Annotated in this window: 19 protein-coding genes; 10 read left to right on the plus strand and 9 right to left on the minus strand. The window is 55.0% G+C overall.

The window, feature by feature from the left end:
• The first annotated feature begins 149 nt into the window (after positions 1-149).
• The 4 genes from adk to D467_RS0104400 all read left to right on the plus strand — a co-directional run bounded on the left by adk (position 150) and on the right by D467_RS0104400 (position 3,489).
• Positions 150-803, plus strand: coding sequence for an adenylate kinase (adk, locus tag D467_RS0104385; protein WP_018916296.1), 654 nt, complete (start codon positions 150-152; stop codon positions 801-803).
• A 108-nt stretch (positions 804-911) separates the two neighbouring features.
• Positions 912-1,610 carry a tRNA (adenosine(37)-N6)-threonylcarbamoyltransferase complex dimerization subunit type 1 TsaB gene (gene tsaB / locus D467_RS0104390; RefSeq protein ID WP_018916297.1) on the plus strand — a complete coding sequence of 233 codons (699 nt, stop codon included), beginning with the start codon at positions 912-914 and terminating at the stop codon, positions 1,608-1,610.
• Entirely contained in the window at positions 1,607-2,314 is a 708-nt protein-coding gene (locus tag D467_RS0104395) for a class I SAM-dependent methyltransferase (protein WP_018916298.1), read from the plus strand. The genes tsaB and D467_RS0104395 overlap by 4 nt, the downstream gene beginning before the upstream one ends.
• 47 nt (positions 2,315-2,361) lie before the next feature.
• Complete coding sequence (locus tag D467_RS0104400; protein WP_018916299.1) at positions 2,362-3,489, plus strand: phospholipase D-like domain-containing protein; 1,128 nt, start codon at positions 2,362-2,364, stop codon at positions 3,487-3,489.
• A gap of 23 nt (positions 3,490-3,512) precedes the next feature.
• Here the strand turns inward: D467_RS0104400 and D467_RS0104405 are convergent, their stop codons facing one another.
• Positions 3,513-4,181 (minus strand): YecA/YgfB family protein, encoded by a 669-nt coding sequence (locus D467_RS0104405; protein ID WP_018916300.1) that lies wholly within the window; start codon positions 4,179-4,181, stop codon positions 3,513-3,515.
• A gap of 69 nt (positions 4,182-4,250) precedes the next feature.
• On the opposite strand from D467_RS0104405, the gene D467_RS0104410 reads away from it, so the two are divergent.
• The 3 genes from D467_RS0104410 to D467_RS0104420 all read left to right on the plus strand — a co-directional run bounded on the left by D467_RS0104410 (position 4,251) and on the right by D467_RS0104420 (position 7,886).
• The gene (locus tag D467_RS0104410; RefSeq protein WP_018916301.1) at positions 4,251-4,862 is read left to right on the plus strand and encodes a SprT family zinc-dependent metalloprotease; all 612 of its coding nucleotides are present in this window, start codon (positions 4,251-4,253) and stop codon (positions 4,860-4,862) included.
• A 139-nt stretch (positions 4,863-5,001) separates the two neighbouring features.
• A complete protein-coding gene (gene acs, locus D467_RS0104415) occupies positions 5,002-6,951 on the plus strand; it encodes an acetate--CoA ligase (protein WP_018916302.1) in 1,950 nt (649 codons plus the stop codon).
• A 272-nt stretch (positions 6,952-7,223) separates the two neighbouring features.
• On the plus strand, positions 7,224-7,886 hold the full coding sequence (locus D467_RS0104420) for a LuxR C-terminal-related transcriptional regulator (RefSeq protein WP_018916303.1): 663 nt from the start codon (positions 7,224-7,226) through the stop codon (positions 7,884-7,886).
• Positions 7,887-7,963: 77 nt separating this feature from the next.
• Here the strand turns inward: D467_RS0104420 and D467_RS0104425 are convergent, their stop codons facing one another.
• The 4 genes from D467_RS0104425 to D467_RS0104440 all read right to left on the minus strand — a co-directional run bounded on the left by D467_RS0104425 (position 7,964) and on the right by D467_RS0104440 (position 14,668).
• Positions 7,964-11,905: a hybrid sensor histidine kinase/response regulator gene (locus tag D467_RS0104425; protein WP_018916304.1), complete on the minus strand. Its 3,942-nt coding sequence runs from the start codon at positions 11,903-11,905 to the stop codon at positions 7,964-7,966.
• 89 nt (positions 11,906-11,994) lie between these two features.
• Positions 11,995-12,516, minus strand: coding sequence for a hypothetical protein (locus D467_RS0104430; protein WP_018916305.1), 522 nt, complete (start codon positions 12,514-12,516; stop codon positions 11,995-11,997).
• 103 nt (positions 12,517-12,619) lie between these two features.
• On the minus strand, positions 12,620-14,401 hold the full coding sequence (locus tag D467_RS0104435; protein ID WP_018916306.1) for a sodium:solute symporter family protein: 1,782 nt from the start codon (positions 14,399-14,401) through the stop codon (positions 12,620-12,622).
• Between the two features lie 6 nt (positions 14,402-14,407).
• A complete protein-coding gene (locus D467_RS0104440) occupies positions 14,408-14,668 on the minus strand; it encodes a DUF4212 domain-containing protein (RefSeq protein WP_018916307.1) in 261 nt (86 codons plus the stop codon).
• Positions 14,669-15,348: 680 nt separating this feature from the next.
• Between D467_RS0104440 and D467_RS0104445 the strand changes: the two genes are divergently transcribed.
• The 3 genes from D467_RS0104445 to ttcA all read left to right on the plus strand — a co-directional run bounded on the left by D467_RS0104445 (position 15,349) and on the right by ttcA (position 18,830).
• The gene (locus tag D467_RS0104445; RefSeq protein ID WP_018916308.1) at positions 15,349-17,160 is read left to right on the plus strand and encodes a DUF294 nucleotidyltransferase-like domain-containing protein; all 1,812 of its coding nucleotides are present in this window, start codon (positions 15,349-15,351) and stop codon (positions 17,158-17,160) included.
• Complete coding sequence (locus D467_RS0104450; RefSeq protein ID WP_244147800.1) at positions 17,157-17,810, plus strand: 3'-5' exonuclease family protein; 654 nt, start codon at positions 17,157-17,159, stop codon at positions 17,808-17,810. Before D467_RS0104445 ends, D467_RS0104450 begins: the two co-directional genes overlap by 4 nt.
• Positions 17,811-17,918: 108 nt before the next feature.
• Positions 17,919-18,830: a tRNA 2-thiocytidine(32) synthetase TtcA gene (gene ttcA, locus D467_RS0104455; protein WP_018916310.1), complete on the plus strand. Its 912-nt coding sequence runs from the start codon at positions 17,919-17,921 to the stop codon at positions 18,828-18,830.
• Here the strand turns inward: ttcA and fnr are convergent.
• The 4 genes from fnr to D467_RS19040 form a co-directional block, all read right to left on the minus strand.
• A complete protein-coding gene (gene fnr, locus D467_RS0104460) occupies positions 18,817-19,569 on the minus strand; it encodes a fumarate/nitrate reduction transcriptional regulator Fnr (protein WP_018916311.1) in 753 nt (250 codons plus the stop codon). The two genes, ttcA and fnr, sit on opposite strands and share 14 nt — an antisense overlap.
• A gap of 68 nt (positions 19,570-19,637) precedes the next feature.
• The gene (hemN, locus tag D467_RS0104465; RefSeq protein WP_018916312.1) at positions 19,638-21,065 is read right to left on the minus strand and encodes an oxygen-independent coproporphyrinogen III oxidase; all 1,428 of its coding nucleotides are present in this window, start codon (positions 21,063-21,065) and stop codon (positions 19,638-19,640) included.
• Between the two features lie 220 nt (positions 21,066-21,285).
• Complete coding sequence (locus D467_RS0104470) at positions 21,286-22,041, minus strand: sulfite exporter TauE/SafE family protein (RefSeq protein ID WP_018916313.1); 756 nt, start codon at positions 22,039-22,041, stop codon at positions 21,286-21,288.
• Complete coding sequence (locus tag D467_RS19040; protein ID WP_018916314.1) at positions 22,038-23,840, minus strand: heavy metal translocating P-type ATPase metal-binding domain-containing protein; 1,803 nt, start codon at positions 23,838-23,840, stop codon at positions 22,038-22,040. The genes D467_RS0104470 and D467_RS19040 overlap by 4 nt, the downstream gene beginning before the upstream one ends.
• Positions 23,841-24,091 lie beyond the last annotated feature (251 nt).

The following is a 24,091-nucleotide window of genomic DNA, read 5'->3' on the forward strand; positions in this document are numbered from 1 at the left end:
TAGCAGACAGACACCACTTATCTGTTTTATTTAAAAAAAACTCAGAAAAATGCCCCTCTCAGGCTTTTGGGGAGTTGTGCCGCCTGAGTGGCGCGGTTATTGTCGGTTAATTCATTGTGTCGCATTTTTTACATTCAAGGAGCAGTGCCATGCGTTTAATCCTGTTGGGTGCCCCCGGCGCGGGGAAGGGGACTCAAGCTCAATATATTTGTGAGCAGTTCAAGATTCCCCAGATTTCCACCGGGGATATGCTGCGCGCGGCGATTAAAGACGGCACCGAGCTGGGGCTAAAAGTAAAAGAGATCATGAATACCGGTGGTTTGGTGTCTGACGAGATCATCATTGATCTGGTTAAAGAGCGCATCAGCCAGCCTGATTGTGAAAACGGTTTCCTGTTCGATGGCTTTCCCCGCACCATTCCACAAGCCGATGCGATGAAGGACGGTGGCGTAAAAATCGATCACGTGCTTGAGATCGCCGTGCCGGATGAAGAGATCGTGAACCGCTTGGCAGGGCGTCGCGTTCACCCAGCCTCGGGTCGTGTATATCACGTCGATCACAACCCGCCTAAAGAGCCGGGTAAGGATGATGTGACCGGTGAGCAGCTGATTCAGCGCGAGGACGATCAGGAATCCACAGTCCGCAACCGCCTGTCGGTCTATCACGACCAGACCGCGCCGCTGGTAGATTACTACCAGCAGTGGGCCAGCAGCGATCCGCAGTCGGCTCCTCAATACCACCGCGTTGAAGGTGTGGGTAGCGTTGCTGATATTACCCGTCAGGTAAAAGAAGCGCTTAACTGATTACACCGTGTGTAAGCAGTCACCGATGGCCCGCCTAGCGCGGGCCATCGTCGTATGGGTGCACTAAAGGTATAATGCCTGGATACTTATCACGAGTGCTGAATCGCTATGTCGTTACACCTTCTTGCGCTAGACGCCTCATCAAGCGCCTGCTCGGTAGCGCTGCTACGCCAGAATGGCGAAACTCGCGAGTGCCTGGCGCGCTACGAGATGACGCCACGCGCGCATACCCGGCGGCTCATGCCCATGGTGGATGAGCTGTTGGCAGAAGCGCAGATCACCCCGGCGGCACTTGATGCCATCGCCTTTGGGCAGGGGCCTGGGTCGTTCACCGGCTTAAGAATCGCCACAGGTACGGCGCAGGGGCTGGCCTTTGGCCTGGATCGCCCGTTACTAGGTGTATCTACGCTGAAAGCTCTGGCCTTACAGGCACATCGGCGTTTTCACCTGCGTTACGTCGTTACGGCGCTGGACGCGCGGATGGGAGAAATCTACGCCGCTACTTGGCACTGCCTGAACGACACCGTTGGCCTGCAGCGCGCCGAGGCAGTACTGCCACCTGAAGCCTTTTATCTTCCCGAAGACGAAACCGACTGGGTAGGGGTAGGGTCAGGCTTCACCCTATGGGAGCAATTTGCGGCCACGGTACAAGTACGCATGTCCCAGCACCTTGTTGATCTGGAACCACGGGCTGAAGAAATGGCTTGGCTCGGCGCGGAAGATTTAGCGGCAGGGCTAGGGCAGCCTGCTCATCTGGCCCAGCCGGTGTATCTGCGTAACAACGTTGCCTGGAAAAAGCCGGCATGAGCCTGCCTGAAACGGCCGTACTGCCCGAAGGTCTTAGGTTGGTGTATGACGAGGGGCGCTTGGTGCTGGCGGGGGATGAGAAGCTTTACGGTAAACCGTTGAGCGTTGACTTTGCTGCGGGTAAAGCTGCCCATCGCCGCCAGTTCGGGGGCGGTCGAGGTCAGCTGGTGGCCAAGGCCTGCGGATTAGCGAAAGGCGTGACGCCAAGCGTGGTCGATGCCACCGCAGGGCTTGGCCGGGACGCCTTTGTGTTGGCAAGCCTGGGCGCTTGTGTACTGTTGATCGAGCGAGTCGATGCGATTGCCGCGCTGTTGGAAGACGGCCTGACACGGGCCGCCAAAGAGCCGGCAATCGCTGAGATAGTGGCGCGCATGACGCTGCGACATGGCGATGCCGTAGCGTCGCTCAAAACCCTGGTTGAAGGTGCTGCGTTTGATCCCCAAGTGATTCATCTGGACCCGATGTTTCCGCATCGCGAGAAATCCGCGCTGGTCAAAAAAGACATGCGCCTGTTTCGTGAGCTGGCGGGCGATGACGATGATGCCCCCCGATTGCTAGAAGCCGCACTCGATGTCGCGACGCACCGAGTGGTGGTAAAGCGTCCCCGTAAAGCCCCACCCATCAAGGGGCCTGCGCCGCAGCATGTGCTGGAAGGCAAGACCAGCCGGTACGATTTGTATGTCAAACAGTCGCTTCATCGTTAGGTCGATGTGTATCGCTGATCAAGGACGCTCAAAAGGAGCAAGACACTATGCAGTATCAGCCTCAAACATGGCATAAGGGCAACCGGTTTACCCTGCTGCCAGAGGCTTCGCGTTTCTTGCCTGCCATGTTCGACGCCATCGACAATGCATGCCATTACGTAATGGTAGAGCTTTACTTGATGGAGTCGGGAGAGCTTGCCGACCAGCTTATAGCCGCGCTTGGTAAAGCCGCCCAGCGCGGTGTCAGTGTTTATTTGCTGCTCGATGGCTTTGGTGCCATGGGACTTGCTAAAAGTGATCGCGAGCGGCTTTTGCACGCTGGGGTCGCGCTGCGCTTCTTCAACCCGCTGGGATTGCACTCACTGGCTCGCAATCTGAGCCGAGACCACCGCAAGATTGTAGTCATTGATGGTGACGTTGCCTTTACAGGTGGTTTTGGCGCGGTGGATGAGTTTTTAAAGGCGTGGTACGAAATTGCCGTGCGTATTGAAGGCCCGGTGGTTGCCGATTGGGAGACGCTTTTTCGGAGGCTATGGCGTTCGCGTTTAACGCGCGCAGATGACAAGCGTTTGCCGGAACTGCTTCCCAAACAGCGCAAAGCGGTGGAGTTTGAGGATGGCGCACCAGGGCGTGCGATGCAGGGTAGAGGCTATCGGTATCAAGCTATTCGTCACTCGCTTTATCGACAGGTGGGCCACACCCAGAATCGCCTTTGGCTATGTACGCCTTACTTTGTGCCTACTTTTACATTACGTCGCCGTTTGGCCCGTGCAGCTAAGCGCGGGGTTGATGTACGCCTCTTGCTGCCCGGCTCCAAGCATGACCATCCCGGCGTACGTTATGCCGGGCAGCGTTTCTATCAGGCTATGCTTAAAGCAGGCGTGCGGATTTATGAATTCCAGCCGACGTTTATCCACGCCAAGTTCATACTGGCTGATGAGTGGGTAAGTATCGGCTCGTGTAATTTTGACCACTGGAATCTGCACTGGAACCTGGAAGCTAATCAGGAAGCGATGGACGAAGATCTTGCGCTTGATGTGCAGGCAATGTTCGAGCGTAATTTTTCGGCCAGCAAAGAAGTGCTGGCCGAAGAGTGGGCTGCGCGCCCCTGGATACAGCGTGTTTTTGAGTGGGTATTTGGCACACTGGACTCAGTGATTACCCGGCTTAAATAAAGGGCCGCATAACGCGGCCTTACCTAGCGGCGCTTTTGGCCCTTGGCGGGCGTCTTTTTGCGCGGTTTGGGCTTAGGCGTTTCCGGCGGAACGCGGTAGTGCAAGTACAGATCAAGCACCAGTTCTGGCAATTGCTCTACCAGCGTCTCCTGGCGTGCGCTATCGCTTGCCATCTCAGCCATGTCGGGCTCGTCATCAAATAGCCCGGAAAGCAGCATGAAGGGTAAAAGCAGCGTTGCCGCGGCTTCTTCATCGTCCTGGAACCAAGCGCTTTCGTCGCTGAAGACGCCTTCCATAAAGCCCGCGCACCAGTCGCCAATCGGGGTTTCTTCAGAAGGCAGGCCGTCCAGGGTTAACTCAAAGGGCAGTTCGGGAAGTCCGCCTTGCTCGAGTACCGCCATCGCGTTATCGCGCAGTAGCGTCAGCAGGTTAATGATTTCATCGCGCTCGCTATCATCGGCATAGCGCGGTTCGCCTTGAAACAATTCAGCGAGCCACTGTGCTGGCGATACTTCGCTGGGCGCGACCGCTAGCGCCACTAAAAAACCGTGGGCCGAGATCAGATCCAGCGCGTCCTCATCTACCTGTTCGGAGTCGAGGAAGTCATCCAGCCTGTCGAGCTGCTCATCGGTAAGCAGTGGCTGGGGAGGGGCGGTCTCTGGCGCATTTGAATCGTCGGGGCGCTCTGCCATAGCAAGCCTCATGAGTTGAGTCGTTTAAAAAATGATACTAATGGGTAACGATCTTTCAGGCATTCATTAATGACAAGTTTATCACTAATAGGCGCATCGCTAACGGGGGCATCGCCGCTGCCGCCCTGGCCGAACGATGAGTTGGGAGCTTTGTGTTTAGAAGCCCTGCAGCAAGCCGCTGTTGAGCGTGCTGAACAGGCGTGGGAGCGTTGCCTTGAGGTTTACCCACAGCTGCCACGCCCAGGCATCTGGTTTGATTTAAAAGGCGCGTCGGCAGGGCAGGCGCACCTGGGGCGGGGCGGCTTACGCTTCAACCTCATCTTGCTCAGTGAAAATCGCAGCGCTTTTTTTGATGAGGTCATTCCCCATGAGATGGCTCACTGGCTGGTCTTTCATCTGCGCGATGGGCAACGCTTAAAGCCGCACGGGCGCGAATGGCAAAGCGTGATGCGCAATCTGTTTGGTCTGGTGCCCGAGGTTACCCATCGCTTTAATACGCAAAAGGCCCAGCCTGCGCCTTATCGTTACCAGTGCGGCTGTCGTACCCACCAGTTAACGGCCAGGCGCCATGGTCTGGTCAAAAAAGGCCGCGGCTATCGTTGTCGCCATTGTCAGCAGATGTTGGTCTATACTGCATGTTCAAAGCCGCAGGGTGCTTCTAGGTTGCTGTTTTTTAATTAAAAATTGCTAATACCAATGTCTAAGAGGAAGGCGCCTAAGGGAGGTTTATGCTAGGGGAACATTTAGTGGTGTCGGGGCAACCAATAATAATACCGACTACATTCCTATTGAGAGTGCGTTTCCACGGACAGAGGCAACTATGAGCGAACATCAAAACGTCTATCCGGTGCGCGATGCTATCGCCGCCAATGCCTGGGCCGATAAAGATAAATTCACGGCCATGTACCAGCAGTCCAAGGATGACCCTGAAGGTTTCTGGGCGGAACAGGCCAAGCGCCTTGACTGGATAAAAGCGCCAACCAAGATCAAGAACACCTCTTTCAAACGCGATAACGTGGATATCCGCTGGTTCGAGGATGGCGTGCTCAACGTAAGCGCGAACTGCCTTGATCGGCATCTGGAAAAGCGTGGCGACCAGACCGCGATCATTTGGGAAGGCGATAACCCTGACGAATCCAAGCATATCAGCTACCGCGAGCTGTACGAGCGCACCTGCCAGCTGGCTAATGCCCTGAAATCACTGGGTATCGAGAAAGGCGATACGGTGACGCTGTACATGCCAATGATTCCGGAAGCGGCCATGGCGATGCTTGCCTGCGCACGGATTGGCGCGGTTCACTCGGTAGTATTTGGCGGCTTCTCGCCGGACGCGGTGGCTCAGCGGATTATTGGTGCCGATTCCAAGTTGATCATTACCGCCGACGAGTCCGTGCGCGGCGGCAAGCAGGTACCGCTCAAGGAGAACGTCGACTCAGCACTGACCCGCGATGGCACCGATGTCTGCAAGAACGTGCTGGTGGTAAAACGCACCGGCGGTGATATCGACTGGGTTGAGGGGCGCGATCTATGGTTCGATGAGCTGGTTGATCGACAGCTACCCGAGTGCGCCGCCGAGCCGATGGGCGCCGAAGACCCACTGTTCATTCTGTATACCTCAGGTTCCACCGGCGCGCCCAAAGGCCTCAAGCACACCACCGGTGGCTACTTGACGTATGCTGCCATGACCCACCAGTACGTGTTCGACTATCAGGATGGCGAGGTCTACTGGTGCAGCGCGGATGTCGGCTGGGTCACCGGACACAGCTATATCGTTTACGGGCCGCTTGCCAATGGCGCGACCACGCTGATGTTTGAAGGCGTGCCCAGCTATCCGACCCATGGTCGCCTGGGTGAAATCGTCGATAAGCACAAGGTCAACATTCTGTATACCGCGCCCACCGCCGTGCGTGCCCTGATGGCCCATGGCGATAACGTCATGGATACCAGCTCGCGCGATAGCCTGCGCCTGCTCGGCTCGGTCGGTGAGCCGATCAACCCGGAAGCCTGGGAGTGGTTTTACCGCGTGATCGGTAATAGCCAATGCCCGATTGTGGATACCTGGTGGCAAACCGAAACCGGCGGCATCATGATTACTCCGCTGCCTGGCGCAACCGACCTAAAACCTGGTTCAGCCACGCTGCCTTTCTTTGGCGTACAGCCTGCGCTAGTGGATAACGAAGGGCATCTATTGGAAGGTGCCACTGAAGGCAATCTGGTGATTCTGGATTCCTGGCCGGGTCAGGCACGCTCAATCTGGGGTGATCATGAGCGCTTCGTGCAGACCTATTTTGCGACCTATGACGGCATGTACTTCACCGGTGACGGCTGCCGCCGCGATGAAGACGGCTACTACTGGATCACTGGCCGCGTGGATGACGTGCTTAACGTGTCAGGTCACCGTATGGGCACCGCTGAAATTGAGTCGTCGCTGGTCGCGCATTCAGCCGTTGCCGAAGCCGCGGTCGTAGGCTTCCCTCATGATATCAAGGGCCAGGGCATTTATATCTATGTGACCTTGAATGACGGTATCGACCCCACCGATGAACTCAAGAAAGAGCTGTCGCTTTGGGTGCGTAAAGACATCGGGCCAATTGCGTCCCCCGATGTGATTCAGTGGGCGCCAGGGTTACCCAAAACGCGCTCGGGCAAAATCATGCGGCGTATTCTGCGCAAAATTGCTGCCAACGAATGTGATGGTCTGGGTGACACCAGTACCCTGGCAGACCCGTCGGTGGTTGACGAATTGATTGAGCATAGAGCCAATCAATAGTAGCTTACTACTCAGTGGTTTAAGCTCACTGAGCGCTACCCGATTTGATAAGCGTCAGCCAACAAGAGCGTCGATAGCAGCATACTGCGCTTAAGCGTTGGAGTGCCGGCCACAGAGCCGGCACTGTTGCGTTTAAATGGGTGACATAATGATGACAAAAAATGCATGTATACTTGGGCATCAAGAAGCCCTGGGGTACCATGCGTTGACCGTATGAGCCTAGCGTCGTAGCGGCAAGTAATTCCGCTGCACGAGGAACCGGAGGAATATCCATGGCAGTAGCCCATAAGTTTATCGTTGCAGACGACCACCCGCTGTTTCGTGCAGCGCTCACTCAGGCCTTGCGCCAATTAGCCCCCCAGGCTGAGATTGTCGAAGCCGACACCATGGAAGCCACAACGGAAGTGGTTAATCGTCATCCCGATGCCGACTTAATTCTTTTAGACTTACATATGCCGGGCGCACATGGCTTCTCTGGGCTGATTCAGCTACGGGGCCAGATGCCGGATATTCCGGTAGCCGTGGTATCGGGCAGCGATGAGCCTTACGTTGTCCGCCGGGCGATCGATTACGGTGCCTCGGGGTTTATTCCTAAATCATCTTCGCTTCAGCTAATTGCCGAGGCGGTAGGCGAAATTCTGCAGGGCGAAGTCTGGCTGCCGGAAGCGCTGGCCAACGTGCTGGAAGAAACCAGCGAGGAAGAGTCACGGTTTGCTGAAGCGATTGCCTCGTTAACCCCACAGCAGTTCCGCGTTTTGAACATGTTGACCGAAGGCTTACTCAATAAGCAGATTGCCTACGAGCTTAATGTTTCCGAAGCGACCATCAAGGCCCACGTAACGGCCATTTTGCGCAAGCTTGGCGTGCATTCACGCACCCAGGCCGTTATTGCCGCTCAGAAGCTGGAAGTCGAGCCGCCTAAAGTCGTGTCATAAGCGCCTGCGCTTATGAAAAAACCTCGCTTATGTTGACCGTAAGCGAGGTTTTTTCTTTATACACAGCCCTTTACTGCTTAGCTATTTGCCCGGCTGGCTTGCAGTGTGCGGGTCAAGAGCGCCCGCAAGGCGGCCGGTTTTACCGGTTTCAAGAGCAGCTGATATCCATCGCGTTTGATCTCTTCGGCCACGGCTTCCGTTCGGTCGGCGGTAATCACAATGCCGGGCACCGCGCCGGATAGGCGTTCACTAAGCGCTTCGAGAGCCATCAAGCCGGTGACTTCGTTATCCAGATGGTAATCGGCCAGAATCGCGTCGGGGTCGCCGTCCATATTGCGCAGTATCGACTTAGCGCCTCCAATACTGGTTGCGGTAAACACCTCGCATCCCCAGCCGCTCAGCATGGCTGTCATGCCTTCCAAAATGAGCGTTTCGTTATCGATACACACGATTCGGGTACCGGCAAGCTTATTACCGCTGCGCCTGCTTGATGGCTCCTGTTCGTCCGGGCTGATTTCCCTGGCGGCCACGATGGGAACGCTGACCGAGAATACGGTGCCACGGCCTTCCCAGGAACGCACCTTGATAGGGTGATCGAGCACTCGGCTCATCCGGTCGGCAATCGAAAGGCCCAGGCCCAGACCCTTTTCACTCTCTTTATGCCGCGATACCTGATCCAGGCGACGAAACTCCTGGAATATTTCCGTCAGCTTGGATTCCGGAATACCCGGGCCGCTGTCCCATACTTCAATCACCAGCCGGCCACTTTGACGGCGGCAGCCTAGCAGCACGCGGCCATCCTGGGTGTAGCGGATGGCGTTGGATAAAAAGTTCTGCACAATCCGGCGAAGCATCTGCGGGTCAGAGTCGACCCACTGGTGGGTAGGCACTACCTCCAGGTCAAGGCCGCGATTGTCAGCCATCACTTCAAACTCAGCGCGCAGCGGCCGGAAAATATCCGCCAGGGCAAAGTGGTTACGGCGAGGTGTCAGCGCGCCGGCATCCAGCTTGGAGATATCCAGCAGCGTCCCGAGCAGCTCTTCAGCGGCCTGTAGCGAATTATCGATATGTCCGATGGTGCGCTGGGTATCGGGGGCCGTCACGTTTTGCATTAAAGCCGAGGTAAACAGTCGCGCGGCGTTTAGCGGCTGTAGCAAATCGTGGCTCGCGGCGGCCAAAAAGCGGGTTTTGGAGGCGTTGGCGTCTTCGGCTAGCTGTTTGGCTTGGCGCAAGGCTTGCTCAGCCTCAGCCCGCACGCGGTTCTCCTGACGCAGCGCGGCGTTGGCTTCTGAAAGCGCTTGGGTACGCTCACGAACGCGCTCTTCAAGCGTTTCGTTGGTTTCTTTAAGAGCAATTTCCGCCCGGCGCCGCTCAGTAATATCCTGATACAGCGCAAAAAAGCCGAGAATCGATTGGCTATCGCCAAAGTGCGGCGTGTAAGTCACCAGCATATAGCGCATGGCATCATTGACGCGCATGGCGACCTCAAAGCTCACCCGCTCCCCGGCTAGCGCGCGTTCGACCCAAGGGCTGCGTTCTTCCGCCTGTTTTAGCGAGAGCACGTCTTCAAAGCGTCGGCCAATGACCGCATTACGGTCAATGCTAAACGCCTGCTCATAGGCGCGGTTGGTAAATAGATAGCGGCACTCTTTATCGAAATAGGCGATCAGCGCAGGGACGTTATCGGTGTAAATACGGATATTGTTTTCCGAGCGAATCAGCGCTTCTTCAATGCGTTTTTGCTGGGTAATGTCCTGATAAGTGTAAACAAACCCACCGCCGGGCATGGGATTACCCTGTACCTCCAGTACGCTGCCATCCTGGCGGTAGCGAACATAGCGATGGGGATGGCCATCGCGAATGTTGTCCAGCAGCAGCTGAACATGCTCTTCCGGGTCGCCGGGGCCATACTCGCCGTTATGCGCGTTGTAGCGGAAGATACGATCAATCGGCGCCCCCACGCGGATAAGGTGATCGGGAAAGCGAAACAGCTCAAGGTAGCGCTGGTTCCAGACCACCAGGCGCAAGTTTTGATCGACAACGCTGATGCCCTGGTTGATGTTCTCTATCGTGGCCTGCAGCAGGGCACGGTTAAATTCCAGCACCTGGGAGGCTTCATCGACAATCGAGATAACATCGGAAATGCCGATACCGCGCCCCTGGAGTGCAGAGTTGACCACAATACGCGCCGAGGAGGCGCCAAGCACCGAGGCAAGGAAACGCTCGGTAAACTGAATAATATCAATGGAGGCCCGTGTGCTGTTGTCCAGAGGCTTGCCGGCCCGGCGGGCGTAATCCCCAAATGCCCGATCGACTTGCCCGGCGCCCAGAAAGCGTTCACACAATACTTTAAGATCGCCCACCGTTGTGGCACCGGTCCAGGGGCGGTTAACCGAGGTTTGGCGGGTTTCAACGCTGTCGACAAATAGCGAGGCCTGAATGCGCTCGACTACACGCTGCGAGGTCACCTGGGAAATAAAGATATAGCAGAACAGGTTAATGCCCAGCGATAGCATTACGCCGTGGGTAAAGCTGTCGCCCAGGTTCAGGCCAAAAAGCCCCGTAGGAGAGAGCCAGTGAATACCTGTCGGCCCGCCAGCTAGCCACTCTTGAGGCAGTACGCCAGCATTGATCATTGCGGGCATCAACAGGCTATAGGCCCAAATGGCAAAGCCCGCGTTCATGCCCACAATAACGCCTAGACGGTTACCGCGTTTCCAGTAAAGGCCGCCAATAACCGCGGGTGCAAACTGAGCGGCGGCAGCAAACGAAAGCATGCCGATGGAGGCAAGCGAGGTGAACTCGGCAATCAGCCGGTAGAAGCCGTAGGCCATCGCCAAGACGACGGCAATCGTGATGCGGCGCGTGCGCAGTACCAAGCGTCCATAGTCGCGTGCTTTGGTATCAAACCAGCGCAACCTGAACAGCGCGGGAATCACGATTTCATTGGAGATCATGATGGATACGGCGACCGCCGCCACGATCACCATACCGGTCGCGGCCGAAAATCCACCAATAAAGGTCAGCAGGGTTAGCCATTGATGGCCGGACTGCATGGAAAGCGCCAATACGTAGGTATCGGGTTCTACGCTTGTTTCTGAAAAGAGTAACAGCCCGGCTGCGGCCAGTGGCACGACGAAAAAGGCGATGGCAAACAGATAAAGCGGGAACAGCCAGCGGGCTTTGGTGGCATCGTCAGGGTGAATGTTCTCAACCACGGCCACATGAAACTGTCGGGGGAGACATAAAATGGCCAGCATGGCGAGCAGTGTCTGTGCCCAGAAGCTTTGCCCAAAATCCTGGTTCGCCAGCTGGCGCTGAAGTTCAAGCTGGCTGTCGGCATGGCTCATCAGCTCGCCCAAACCGCCGAACATGCCCCAGGTAACGTAAGCCCCTAACACCAGAAAGGCTAACAGCTTGACGATCGATTCAAACGCGACGGCATGAATCAGGCCTTCGTGGTGTTCGGTCGCATCGGTGTGACGGGTACCAAATAAAATCGCAAAAACCACCATCACGATGGCAACGTAAAACGCTGTGTCGCCAAACAGCGGCGCACCGACGGTATCATTGGTTTCGGTCAGTACACTAAACGTAGTCGATACGGCTTTAAGCTGAAGCGCGATGTAGGGAAGGGTACCGACGAGCGCTACTAAGCTTGCGAACGCCGCAAGCGACTGGGTTTTGCCGTAGCGTGAGGCTATAAAATCGGCAATGGAAGTGACGTTTTGGTGCTTGGCGACGCGGATCATTTTGGCCAGCACTGGCCAGAAGAGTAAAAATGTCAGGATAGGGCCAACAAAAATACTCGCAAAAGACCAGCCGGCTGTAGCTGCCTGGCCCACCGCCCCGTAAAACGTCCAGGAGGTACAGTAAATTGCCAGCGCCAGGCTATAGATCAGGGGGCGCCGACGGCTGGCACCGTGGGTACGTGCACGGCGGTCACCGTACCAGGCAATACCGAATAGAATCGCAATATAAAGCAGTGATACTGCGACCAGTAGCCCACCGTGAAACATGCCTATTCCCCCACCAACGTTTATCTCGCCCAGCGAGCGGCGCGTACAAAGAGCCTCATTCTAGGCGAAGACGAACACTTACGTCTCGCTTAGGCGCTAGCGAGTCCGCACACGGTGGTTAATAGCGGCGATGTTTCGCGCAGTCGGCGAAGCTCGCTCAGCTGTGCTTCTCCGGTGGTGTTATTTAGTGGTATCAGCTCGCGGCTGTCGCAGTTTAGAACGTAGGGTTGGGTGATGAGGATATCGGTATGGTGGCGCTCAAACTGATACAGAATAAATTCCACCACCGGTGTGCCATCAATCTCACGGGCAACGATATTGTCGCTATCGACAACGCTAAACTTGGTGGTCATGGGAAAAGCAAACGTCCAGGGACGCCATACGGCGCTTGAAGTATCGCTTGAAATTACAATGGCGGTGTCAGGCAGCTGTGCCTGCTTGTGTTCAAACCATGAATACTCCACCTGGATTTGATAGCCAAGCATGCCTAGTCCACCGCATACCGGCACAATCCATTTGGGTAGCCGTTTGCGGCTAAGGGTTCTAAGGATCAGCCCAATGCCGGCGGCGGCAAGCCCGGCAAATACTGCGGCGATCAAGTGCCATATCATAAAATATCCTTTCTGAAAGTCATCGGGCCTCCCTTAGGAGGCCCGATGGTCACTTTTGATTCCAAAGCAGTCTGTTGCGACAAGCCGAGGAAATGATTATGGCTTAATGATCGACCGCTGCACCAGCACCTTTTGGATAGCGAACGCTTTCCACCAGCTCCTGAATTTCCCGCGGCGGTGCGGCTGTCACGCTGGAGACTGCAAAGGCAACTGCAAAGTTGATCATCGCACCTACCGCACCGAAGGAGAGTGGCGAGATCCCCAGAATCCAGTTATCCGGAGTATTGGCCAACGTGTTGGTGCCTGGGATAAAGAACCAGCCCAGATAGGTGAAGATATACAGCAGCGTACAGATCAGGCCTGCCAGCATACCGGCAATCGCGCCCATGTTGTTCATGCGGGTCGAGAAAATACCCATCATCAACGCCGGGAACAGCGAGGCACCGGCAATGCCGAAGGCCAACGCTACCGTTTGAGCTGCGAAACCGGGTGGGTTCAAGCCCAGGTAAGTGGCCAGCAGTATGGCGCCACCCATGGAGATCCGGGCTGCGAGCATCTCACCTTTTTCGGAAATCTTCGGATTGATCATTGTCTTGATCAAGTCGTGACTGATTGCCGAGGAGATCGCGAGCAGAAGACCAGCCGCCGTTGAAAGGGCCGCAGCAATACCGCCAGCCGCGATTAAACCGATGACCCAGCCTGGCAGATTAGCGATTTCCGGGTTAGCAAGTACCAGAATATCGTTGTTAACCGTCAGCTCGTTGCCTTCCCAGCCACGATCAGTGTAATCAGTTGCATCGTTATAGAACTGAATACGACCATCGTTGTTGACATCATTGAAGGTGATTAGCCCAGTATCTTCCCAGGTACGGAACCACTCAGGACGCTCTTCGTAGAGAATGGGGTTTTGTGCGGCTTCGTCATAGTTTTCAACCTGACCAGCCATTTCAGGGTAAACCGTGGTCATCAGGTTAAGGCGTGCCATGGAGCCCACCGCCGGTGCCGTCAGGTAGAGCAGGGCGATAAATACCAGCGCCCAGCCTGCTGACCAGCGTGCATCAGCTACCTTGGGTACGGTGAAGAAGCGGATAATAACGTGAGGAAGACCTGCGGTACCTACCATCAGTGAAAGCGTGAACAGCACCATATTCAGTTTGTTGTCTACATCGGCGGTGTAGTCCTGAAAGCCTAGTGCGCTTACCACATCATCGAGCTTCTGCAGCAGGGGAATACCCGATTCGGTATGCGTGCTGAACATGCCGAACATGGGGATTGGGTTGCCGGTAAGCTGGAAGGCAATAAACACCGCAGGAATGGTATAGGCAACAATCAGTACGATGTACTGGGCTACCTGGGTATAGGTGATCCCTTTCATGCCGCCGAAAACGGCATACAGGAAAACGATCAGCGCAGCGAGCCAGATACCCCAAGTGTTGCTGACTTCCAAAAAGCGGGAGAAAGCAACGCCTGCACCGGTCATTTGACCAATAACGTAAGTCACTGACGCTATAATCAAGCACACAATCGCGACGAAGCGGGCGGTATTGCTGTAGAAGCGATCGCCAATAAAGTCAGGAACGGTGAACTTGCCAAATTTACGCAGGTAAGGGGCCAGCAACATGGCCAGGATGACATAGCCGCCGGTCCAGCCCATCAGGAACGTGGAGTTAGCATAGCCACCGGAGGCCAGAAGACCCGCCATGGAAATAAACGAGGCTGCCGACATCCAGTCAGCGGCTGTCGCCATGCCGTTGGTAATCGGGTGAACGCCGCCACCGGCAACGTAGAAGTCTTTCGTGGATCCTGCACGCGCCCAAATCGCGATACCGATATACAGGGCGAAGGAGGCGCCAACGAACAGTAAGTTAATTGCAAACTGGCTCATACTGGCTTACTCCTCAAGGCCATATTTTTTATCGAGCTTATTCATTCTCCAGGCATAGAAGAAGATAAGCACAATGAAGGTAAGAATGGAGCCTTGCTGAGCAAACCAGAAGCCCAGGTCTGTCCCCCCGACTGGAATGCCCGCCAACAAAGGACGAAACAGAATTGCACATCCATAAGAAACGAATGCCCAAACAATCAGGCACCCGAAGATTAAGCGGACGTTGGCTTTCCAGTATTCAGCAGCATTAGATTTGTCGTCTGCCATTGTGTTGCTCTCCACTTGTTTTTTAAGGGTTGGAAAGTTCACTAGGAATAGCGTTTGGCGTATCAGGGTAATGGCACACCAAAGTCACTTGCTTCTTAGTTGTCATTTTTAGTCTGTTGCTATTTAAGCTAGTTGATCTTTTAGAGCTTGGGTAAGTTTTAATTAGCCATATGCAATTACCCTGCATGATACATGGTTAATACTGGACAATAATCGCTAAAAAATAAATCCCAGACTTTGGTATCACTACTGCTTTTAAAGTCGTTTTCTTGTTTTTAAGTTAATGAAAATAAAAATTTTTGTGATGCTTTGGCGGTAAGCTACTCTGTCCTTGAACAATGGTCTAGTGTTTGGCTAAAAGATAATGTTTGCTACTTTGAATAGATGGTTTGATATTGATAGTAGTATGCTTAAAAAAGCACTACTTTAGTCGTTAGAACCAACGTCGAGTCGACGTTGGAATAATAGCTAAAGGTATATAGAGACTGAATGGTTTTAACTACTAAATAGCATTTTCAAAAAGCTGTTTGCTGAATACGGTATTTATATTCACCGTCTAATAATAACAAGCGACATACGGGTTTTTGAGGGTTGCCTACTGCAATGGCTATCTCAATGCCATCGTTGGTGTGCTTCTGCCAGCTTGCTGTATGAGCTTTTGTTGTGTGAGGTCAGGCCCGATGGTTGATGTTGAGCTGTCCCAACTGCCGTTTACGCTACTTGATGATGAAGGGCGTGACTTCGTTCGTCGAGGTATGGACCTTGCCTATTTCGATCGTGATGAAATTATTTTAGAAATGGGCGCCACGGGCGAGTACGTATTTCTGATTCATAGAGGTGACGTCGCTGAGATTGATCCCACGTTACCCGCTGCCAGCGCCGTTATCGGGCACTACACGGCAGGCGATCTATTCGGTGCCATCAGTATTTTGAATGGAAAAAGCCGCTATCGCTTCCAGGCCGAGCAGGAGTGCTTGTGTTATCTCATGCCCAGCGCCCTGTTTGCGCAGCTGTGTCGGCAGCACCCTCCTTTTGAGCAGTTCTTTAGGCAGTCGCTTGCCCATAAAGCACGCTTATTAACCGAAAAGCGCGCCGATGGGGGCGTGACCATGGCGGGCTTCATGCTGGCCAAGGTCGGTGAGTGTATGCGTGAGCCCCTATTGATGGATGCCTCAACCGATATCGCCGGGGCGGTAAAAAAACTCAATGACAGCCATGCCGACAGCCTGCTGGTCGAAACCCAGGGCAAGCTGGGCATGATCACGAAAACTGATCTGCTCAATGCATTGGTAATAAAAGGCTGCACTCAGGCAACGTCATTGGATCAGATCGCCCACTTTTCATTGGTGACGGTGACCCCTGAGCAGTATCTCTTTGAAGCATTGGTATTAATGACCCGGCATAAAGTTACTCGTGTTGTCGTGATGGAGCAGTCAGTACTCAAGGGCGTGGTTGAAATCACCGATGTCCTGAGCTTTTTCTCCAGCCGAAGCTACGTGGTGAGTCTACAGGTGGAGCAGGCCAGCGATTTGGCGTCGTTGTCGGTGGCCAGCCAGCGCACCCCAGAGCTTGTTCGGGCGCTAATGGCGCAAGGCGTGAAACTACGTTTTGCCATGGATCTTCTGGCAGCGCTTAATGGCCGGATCATGAGCAAAGCCTGGGGGTTTATCATCAATGAGCAACACCATCATGACAGTTGCCTGATGGTGATGGGCAGTGAAGGGCGTGGGGAGCAAATCCTTAAAACGGATCAGGATAACGGACTGATTTTAGATGACGATGCTCAGTGGCCCGGTGTGGCAGATGATATGCAGCGCCTTACCGATACCCTGATAACGTTGGGCTACCCGCCTTGCCCCGGCAATATTATGGTATCTAATCCGCAGTGGGTTGCCAGCGTCTCACAATGGAAAAAACGCATCGCCAAATGGGCCCGCGAGCGCGATGGCGATAGCCTGATGAAGCTTGCCATTATGCTGGACGCCCATTCAGTCGCGGGCAATCCACGCTTGCTGGAAAGCGTGCGCGAGGCTTTGTTTGAACGCTGTGCGGGGGATGAGATTCTGCTTTCCTACTTTGCGCGCCCGGCGCTGCGCTTTGCAACGCCGCTGACCCTGTTTGGCTCGCTTAAAAAGCCTCAGCACGGCATCGATATCAAGAAAGGCGGCATCTTTCCGATTGTACATGGCGTTCGCACCATGGCGCTGGAGCGGCGCATTAACGTAACGTCGACTCAGGGACGGTTGGAGGCGCTGGCTGATGATGGCCGCCTTGAGCACCGGGTTGCCGATGATCTGGGGGAGGCACTGGCGCTATTTACCGAGCTGCGTCTCAAGCAGCAGCTTAGTGAGCAGAAGGTTAGCGGGCACTCCAATCGCGTTGTGGTGCAGGAGCTATCATCGCTGGAGCGGGATGTGCTGCGTGAATCGCTGCATATCGTTAAAGACTTCAAACAGCGCCTCTCTCACCGTTACCACTTAGAGTACTCATGAGTCGCGCTATGCAGGGAAACGATAATTACCTCACGCTGCTGGGTCGCTCGCTGCGGGCGTTATTCAAGCGTGAAAGCGAGCGTCGCCGCTATGCCAACTCTCCCTACGCCTGGCTGTTTCGACCCTATATGGGCGAAGAACTGGTGGCGCTGGCCTGTCAGGTAACGCCAGGGGATGAGCCCGTATTAAGCTTTGCTGCGGTGGTATTGAATCAGCAGCAAATTCATACCAGTGGTGCATGGGTGGCAACGCTTGCCGACCCGCAGGCCGCTGACAAGGCGGCGTTGCGCCGGCATCAAAAGCTTTATAATACTGAGACGGCGTTATCGCCAAGCACCGATACGCTGCGCGCGCTAGCCGAATTTATTGGCAATCGGCCACTCATTGGCTGGCAGTTGGATCAGCAGCTGGCCGCTCTTAACAGCGCTTTTAGAGCCCACCTGGGGTTTGGGCTGCCCAATGCTCAGATTGATGTGGCCAAACTGCATCAGCGTCAGCTGCGCCGCCTGCATCCGCTGGTCGAGTCGCCCAGCCAGTTTTCCGAGGCATTGGCATGCTGGCAAGTCCCCGCTATCTCGACAAACGGTTTATTGGGCAAAGCCACCGCCAGCGCCCTACTGTATATGCGCTTACAGCGTGATATGACGTAATCAGGTCAGCTTCTAGTATGCAGATGACGTGATTTTGCCAGTTGGGTGAACGACGGGAGTCTTGTTAGAATAGCCGCTGCTCCTTCTACCATTGGCAGTGCTTATATCATGCAACACCTCGATCATTTTGACCCCGCCACGGCGACCGTTGCGCAAGCTTGCGACCTATCGGGCCAGCCCGAGCCTGATGACGCCAAACAAAAGCGTGAATTCAATAAGTTGCAAAAGCGGCTGCGGCGCGAGGTGGGTAATGCCATCATCGATTACCAAATGATTAATGAGGGCGACCGCGTAATGGTCTGCCTGTCAGGTGGTAAAGACAGCTACACCATGCTGGAAATTCTGCGCAGCCTGCAGCGCAATGCCCCGGTGAATTTTTCGCTGGTGGCGGTCAATATGGACCAAAAGCAGCCCGGTTTTCCTGAGCATGTGTTGCCGCGCTACCTAGATAAGCTCGGCGTGGAATACCACATATTGGAGCGCGACACGTACTCGGTGGTGAAGGAGAAAACCCCCGAAGGCAAGACGACCTGTGCGCTGTGTTCACGCTTGCGGCGCGGATCGCTTTACGGGTTTGCCGAAGAGATCGGGGCGAATAAAATTGCGCTGGGCCATCATCGCGAAGATATTCTGGAAACGTTATTTCTGAATATGTTTTTTGGCGGCACCTTGAAGTCGATGCCGCCCAAGCTGCTTTCCGATGACGGCAAAAATATCGTGATCCGTCCGCTGGCCTATTGCAAAGAAGCCGATATCGCAGAGTTTTCCCGACTGATGGAATTTCCCATCATCCCCTGCAACCTGTGTGGTTCGCAGCCCAACATGCAGCGTCAGGTCGTCAAGGAAATGCTTGCCGAGTGGGACAAGAAGCACCCCGGTCGCCTGGAAAGCATGTTCAAGGCGGTCACCAACGTTGCCCCTTCACAGCTGGCCGACCGTGAGCTATTTGATTTCGAAGGGCTTGAAGCCAAGCAGGAAGCGTTAATGGCTAGCCGCATTCAAACGCTTAGTGTGAATTGATCGTTTGATCATCCTCTTCGGTAAGCGTAATCAAGCGCTGCATGTCGAGGATATTGACCTCCCGCCCAGAGACGGCCACCACTTTATGCTGCTGAAAGCGGCTTAAAATACGGCTGACCGTCTCGACGGCCAATCCCAGATAGTTGCCTATGTCGGCTCGCGCCATGGAGAGTCGGAAGCTGTAAGGCGAGTAGCCCCGACGTCGAAAGCGTTCCGACAGCGTCAGTAAGAAACTTGCCAGCCGCTGATCGGCGGTCTTGCGCGATAAAAGCCGCATCATGCGCCGGTCATCGCGAAGCTCCTTGCTCATACTGCGATACAGCTGGCCGCGCAGCTCGGGGAGCTCTTCAGAAAGCGAGTCCAGACGATCAAACGGGATCTCGCAAATAGTCGTGGTTTCCAGTGCAATGACGCTGCCGGGATAATGCTCTTCGTCGATGCCGTCCAGACCCACCAGCTCGCTGGGCAGAAAGAAATTGGTAAGCTGGTCGTTACCGTTTCCTTCGCTGGTCACCTGCTTCAAGCTGCCCGAGCGTACCGCGTAAACACTGGTAAAGCGGTCGCCCTGGCGAAAAAGCGGCTCGCCTTTTTTAAGCGGAGCCCGGCGCCGGATGATGGCATCAAACTGCCCCATATTTTCAAGCTCAAGTGCGAGCGGCAGACACAGCGAGCTTAAGCTGCAGGTCTGGCAACGTGCCTCTTGCAGAGGCGCGCGTCGTTGGCTTGCAGGTGGTGGCATGACTTTCTCCCAGATTCCGTCTTTTTTGCTCACAAAAGGGTATTTGCTGCATGCGCTCATTTGGCCCGCTAAACCATTTTTGAATAGCGTTGGCCTGACTGTTCGGGCCAATAGGCATCAAACGCCATGGCCAATTGGCGAATCAGTAAACGACCCATCGGCGTTGCGCTAAGCGTATCACCCAGGCGGGTGATTAGCCCATCCTGCTCAGCGGTATGCAGCTTTTCTAACGCATGTGAAAAATAATCGGCAGCGTCAATCTGCCAGCGCTGGCTGATGGCGGCTAAATCCAGGCGCATATCGCACATCAAACGTTCGATAACGTCGGCCCTGATAAGATCATTCTTGGTTAATCGCAGGCCTTTCACGGTGGCCAGTCGGCCTTGATCCAAAGCGTTTTCATAGCCCGCCAAGTCGGTCGGGTTTTGCGCGTAGCTATCGCCTACGTGTGAAATAGCCGATACCCCAAGCCCGATCAAGTCGCACTTCGCGTGGCTGGAATAGCCTTGGAAATTACGCTGCAGCGTGCCGTTAGCCTGGGCCATCGCCAAGCTGTCTTCAGGCTTGGCAAAATGGTCCATGCCGATATGCACGTAACCAGCGGCCGTTAGCATCTCGATGGTGGTACGCAGGATCGAAAGCTTTTCATCAGCGCCCGGCAGGTCGTCGACATTGATGCGCCGCTGGGGCTTAAACCGCGCGGGCAGGTGAGCATAGTTAAACACCGACAGGCGCGCCGGACTCAGCTCAATCACTTGCGTCAGCGTCTCGGCAAAACTCTTTTCGGTCTGAAAGGGCAGGCCGTAGATTAAGTCGAGATTGAGCGAACGAAACCCCAGACGGTGCGCTTCATCCATCAGCGTTTCGGTAAGTACGCGCGGCTGGTGACGATTGATCGCTTTTTGAACGCGCGGATCCAAATCCTGTACACCCAGGCTCAGTCGGTTAAAGCCCAATGACTGCAAGTGACGCAGGGTAAATACATCGGCCTCACGCGGGTCGATTTCAATTGCGTAATCACGGTCTGGCGCGCTTGAAAGCCCGAACCGAGCATCCAGACGGTCGATAAGATCGCCCATCTGCGCCAGTGAAAGAAACGTCGGCGTTCCGCCACCCCAATGAAGCTGTTTGACGGGCCGGGAGGTATCCAGGTGACGAGCGGTGAGGACCATTTCGCGATCCAGTCGCGAAAGGTAAGGCTCTGCCAGCGAGGTGTTTTTGGTAGCGATTTTATTACACGCGCAGTAAAAGCAGATTTTGCGACAAAACGGCACGTGAACGTACAACGAAAGCGGGCGCTGACTGGCATTGCTCTGCTCAAGCGCTTGAGCCAGGTTAACCGCCGTAAAGCCTTCATGAAAAGCCAGTGCGGTTGGGTAGGACGTATACCGCGGGCCGCTTTTATCATAGCGGCGCAGCAACGCTTCATCCCAGTGAGCGCTAGGCAATCCCTCAGGTGTAACGGGCAGGGAGGCCGCAGTGGCATGAACAGACATGAAAACGCCTCCGGTAGCTTAGGCTTTGTACGAAAACTGCTTGCGCTCGACCATACGGCGTTAAAAATCAGCTCAAAATACTCATTTACGCATGTAAACTCCGTTTTTTCGCTGATTTTTGCCTTGTCTGGTCTTCGCTCAGTGACTTTTCGCACAAACCCTAGAAATGAAAACCTACCCATAGCCTACCGCCGTTACGGCCAGAAAGTGTTGAGCTACGTCAATGATTGGTGTGCGAGTGGGAATGATGTTGGGAGTCGGAGTGTAAGGGCGCGTGGTCGTGATCACCTAGATGAGCATTGAGCGTCCATAGCTGCCATAAGGCAAAGGTAATAATGGTTAGCGCTGCCAGGGTTCGGGTCGCCGGGTGGCGGATAAGGCGGCTAAGTTTGTGAGCCGCTAGCCCGGTGGCCAGTAGCGCGGGCAGGGTGCCTAGACCAAATGCCCCCATCAACAGCGCACCTTGAAGTGGCTGGGCGATTGCCAGGCTCCACGCTAGCATTGAGTAAACTAACCCACATGGCAGCCAGCCCCATATGGCGCCTAGCGCAAACGCTTGGGGAAAATGAACTACCGGCATCAGGCGGCGCCCAACGGGTTCAAGGTAGCGCCATAAGTGCTTTCCTACGGCTTCAACACGCAAAAGCCCCTTCCACCAGTTGGCGATGTAGAGCGCCATTAAAATCAGCATTAGCGCCGCCAGCCCTTGCAGTATCTGGCGGGCTAAGGGAGAAAGCGAAATCAGCGTGCCGAGAGCGGCAACTAAGGCGCCTGCAGCCATATAGCTTGTAATGCGGCCCAGGTTGTAGCTCAACAGCAGGCCGCCCATACGTGCTGGGCGGCGCATGCTGGGCGGTACGGCAAACGTCAATGCGCTCATGATTCCCCCGCACATGCCAATGCAGTGTGCGCCGCCCATCAAACCAAACACAAACGCGGCGATAAGCGGTGGAAGATCAAGCCCGGTCGGGTTCATAACATGCCTTTTGCGGCTGAAAGAGAAAGGCTGCGCGAAAAACGTAGCGTATTGACGACGACGGCGAGAACGCTAATCAAGGCACCTACGACGGCTCCCAGCGGAGACAAAAAGCCCGGCGCCGCCAGAATAAATAATATCAGGCTTATGCCTACGGCTAAGCCGCTGGTTTGGCGTATGCAACGCTGCATGGCGCGGGCGATAGTAAGAGTCTCGGCGGCACAGGCCTTGCGAGGGCTAAAAATGACCACGTCAGGGTGGGAAGCTAAAGACTCACAAGCATGCGCTGTTAGCGCCAATGTCATCAGAGCGGAAGGCTTCTGTATTACCACGCCGCGCTTGCGCAACTGCTGGTAGCTGGCTACTAAGATCGCAGGATGCACCATCGCCAACGCACAGAAGCTACTCACCACCAGCATTGAGAGCATGGTATCCAGTACCTCGGCTTTCCCAAGCCACCCGCCAATAGCCGTAACGCTTAAGCTCGCTATGAGTAAACTACTCACCCAGCGGTGCATGTTTTGCGCGTTGATCGCCGCCAGGGATTGCTCGCCCCAGGCAGCTTTAACCTGGGCGCTAATATGCGCGGTGCGAGTATCAGCGCCTACCAGGATTGCTTTGATGACCAGCGAATTTTCCAGGTTTCGACAGCCAGCCAGCACGTGATCGCCTACTTGGCGCGTTATGGGAAGCTGCTCGCCGCTCAATTCCGATTCATCCAGGCTCGACGTTCCTTGCTCAATCGTGCCGTCAACGGGAAGTCGCTGGCCCGGTTTAACTATAACGTGGTCGCCTGGCGCGAGTTCCCCTATTGGCAGGATTTTCTCGCAGGCATCGTGGTAAAGCCGAGTGGCCGACGCAGGAAGGGCGTCTTTGAGCGTATTTTGAACATGCCCCAGGCCTAGGGATGATTTAACGTAGCCGCCCAGCAGCAAGAGCGTTGTCAGCAGGGCAATAAAACCTGCGTAGTGCTCCCCAATATGCAGCAGCGTTGCGTAGCCGCTGGCCAGGTAAGCGATGCTCAAGGCTAAACTGATAGGCACAGCCGGGCCGAGCAGGCCGCGCCGTATATCGACAAGCGCACGCCTGAAAAAAGGCGGTGTGGCGAATAGCATCACGGCGGTGGCTAGACCAAGGGGCAGCCAGTGAAACAGCATATAAACATGCGGGTTAACGTTTTCTAATGCTGCACCGTTTAAAAAAAACGCTAGCAGAGTGATGCCGATAAGGTTTGCCCCCGAGATTCCCAGCCGCCAAGCATTTACACGCTTTTTATGCCGCAGGTGCTCTTGGGTGGGGTCGGGCTCAAACGGCAGAGCGCTGTAGCCGATAGTGGCAAGCTCGGCCAGTAGTTGAGAGAGTTTAAGCTGGTTGGCGTGCCAGCTAACGCGCAGGCGATGATGGGATAAATCCACCGCGCTTGCGGTGATACCCTCAAGGGCATTTAGGCGATGCTCGATAAGCCAGGCACAGGCGTTGCAGGTGATGCCTTCGACGGCGAGGGTCGCGCTTAGCTGCTCGGTATCACTTTCTGACGTTACAAACGTTGCCTGACGTTCAGGGCTATCAAAGTGCGCCCAGGCATCGCTGTTAAGCGTCCCATTAACGGGTTTGCCGGGCAGGTCGGTACGCTGGCGGTAATAGCTTTCCAGGCCGCCCTGTAAAATGGCATGAGCTACGGCTTCGCAGCCTGGACAGCACAAAGGGTGCACCGTTTCATCCAGCACAATTTGCCAAGGCGCATTGGCTGGTACGTGGCTGCCGCAATGGTAGCAAGAGGGGGCCGCAGGCGCTGTCATGACTTGGCTGACGGCTCTTGAGCTAAGCGCATCGTTAACGCGTTATCCAGCAATTATGTTTCCTTACAATGAGCGCTGCTTAACCGATGGGCAATCTATCCACAGGCCCTAATAGCTAACGTGTGAAAAGGTTAGCAGCATTGATGGGAAGGGCGCGAGTTTCGTCGTCATACCTGCTATCACTTGCTGACGTTTTCTACCAACCCTAATGCGCAGGAGAGAGCGGTTGTGCCAAACGTTTACGCAGATTA

Origin of the sequence: Vreelandella zhanjiangensis DSM 21076 (genome assembly GCF_000377665.1) — a bacterium.
Classification (GTDB): domain Bacteria; phylum Pseudomonadota; class Gammaproteobacteria; order Pseudomonadales; family Halomonadaceae; genus Vreelandella; species Vreelandella zhanjiangensis.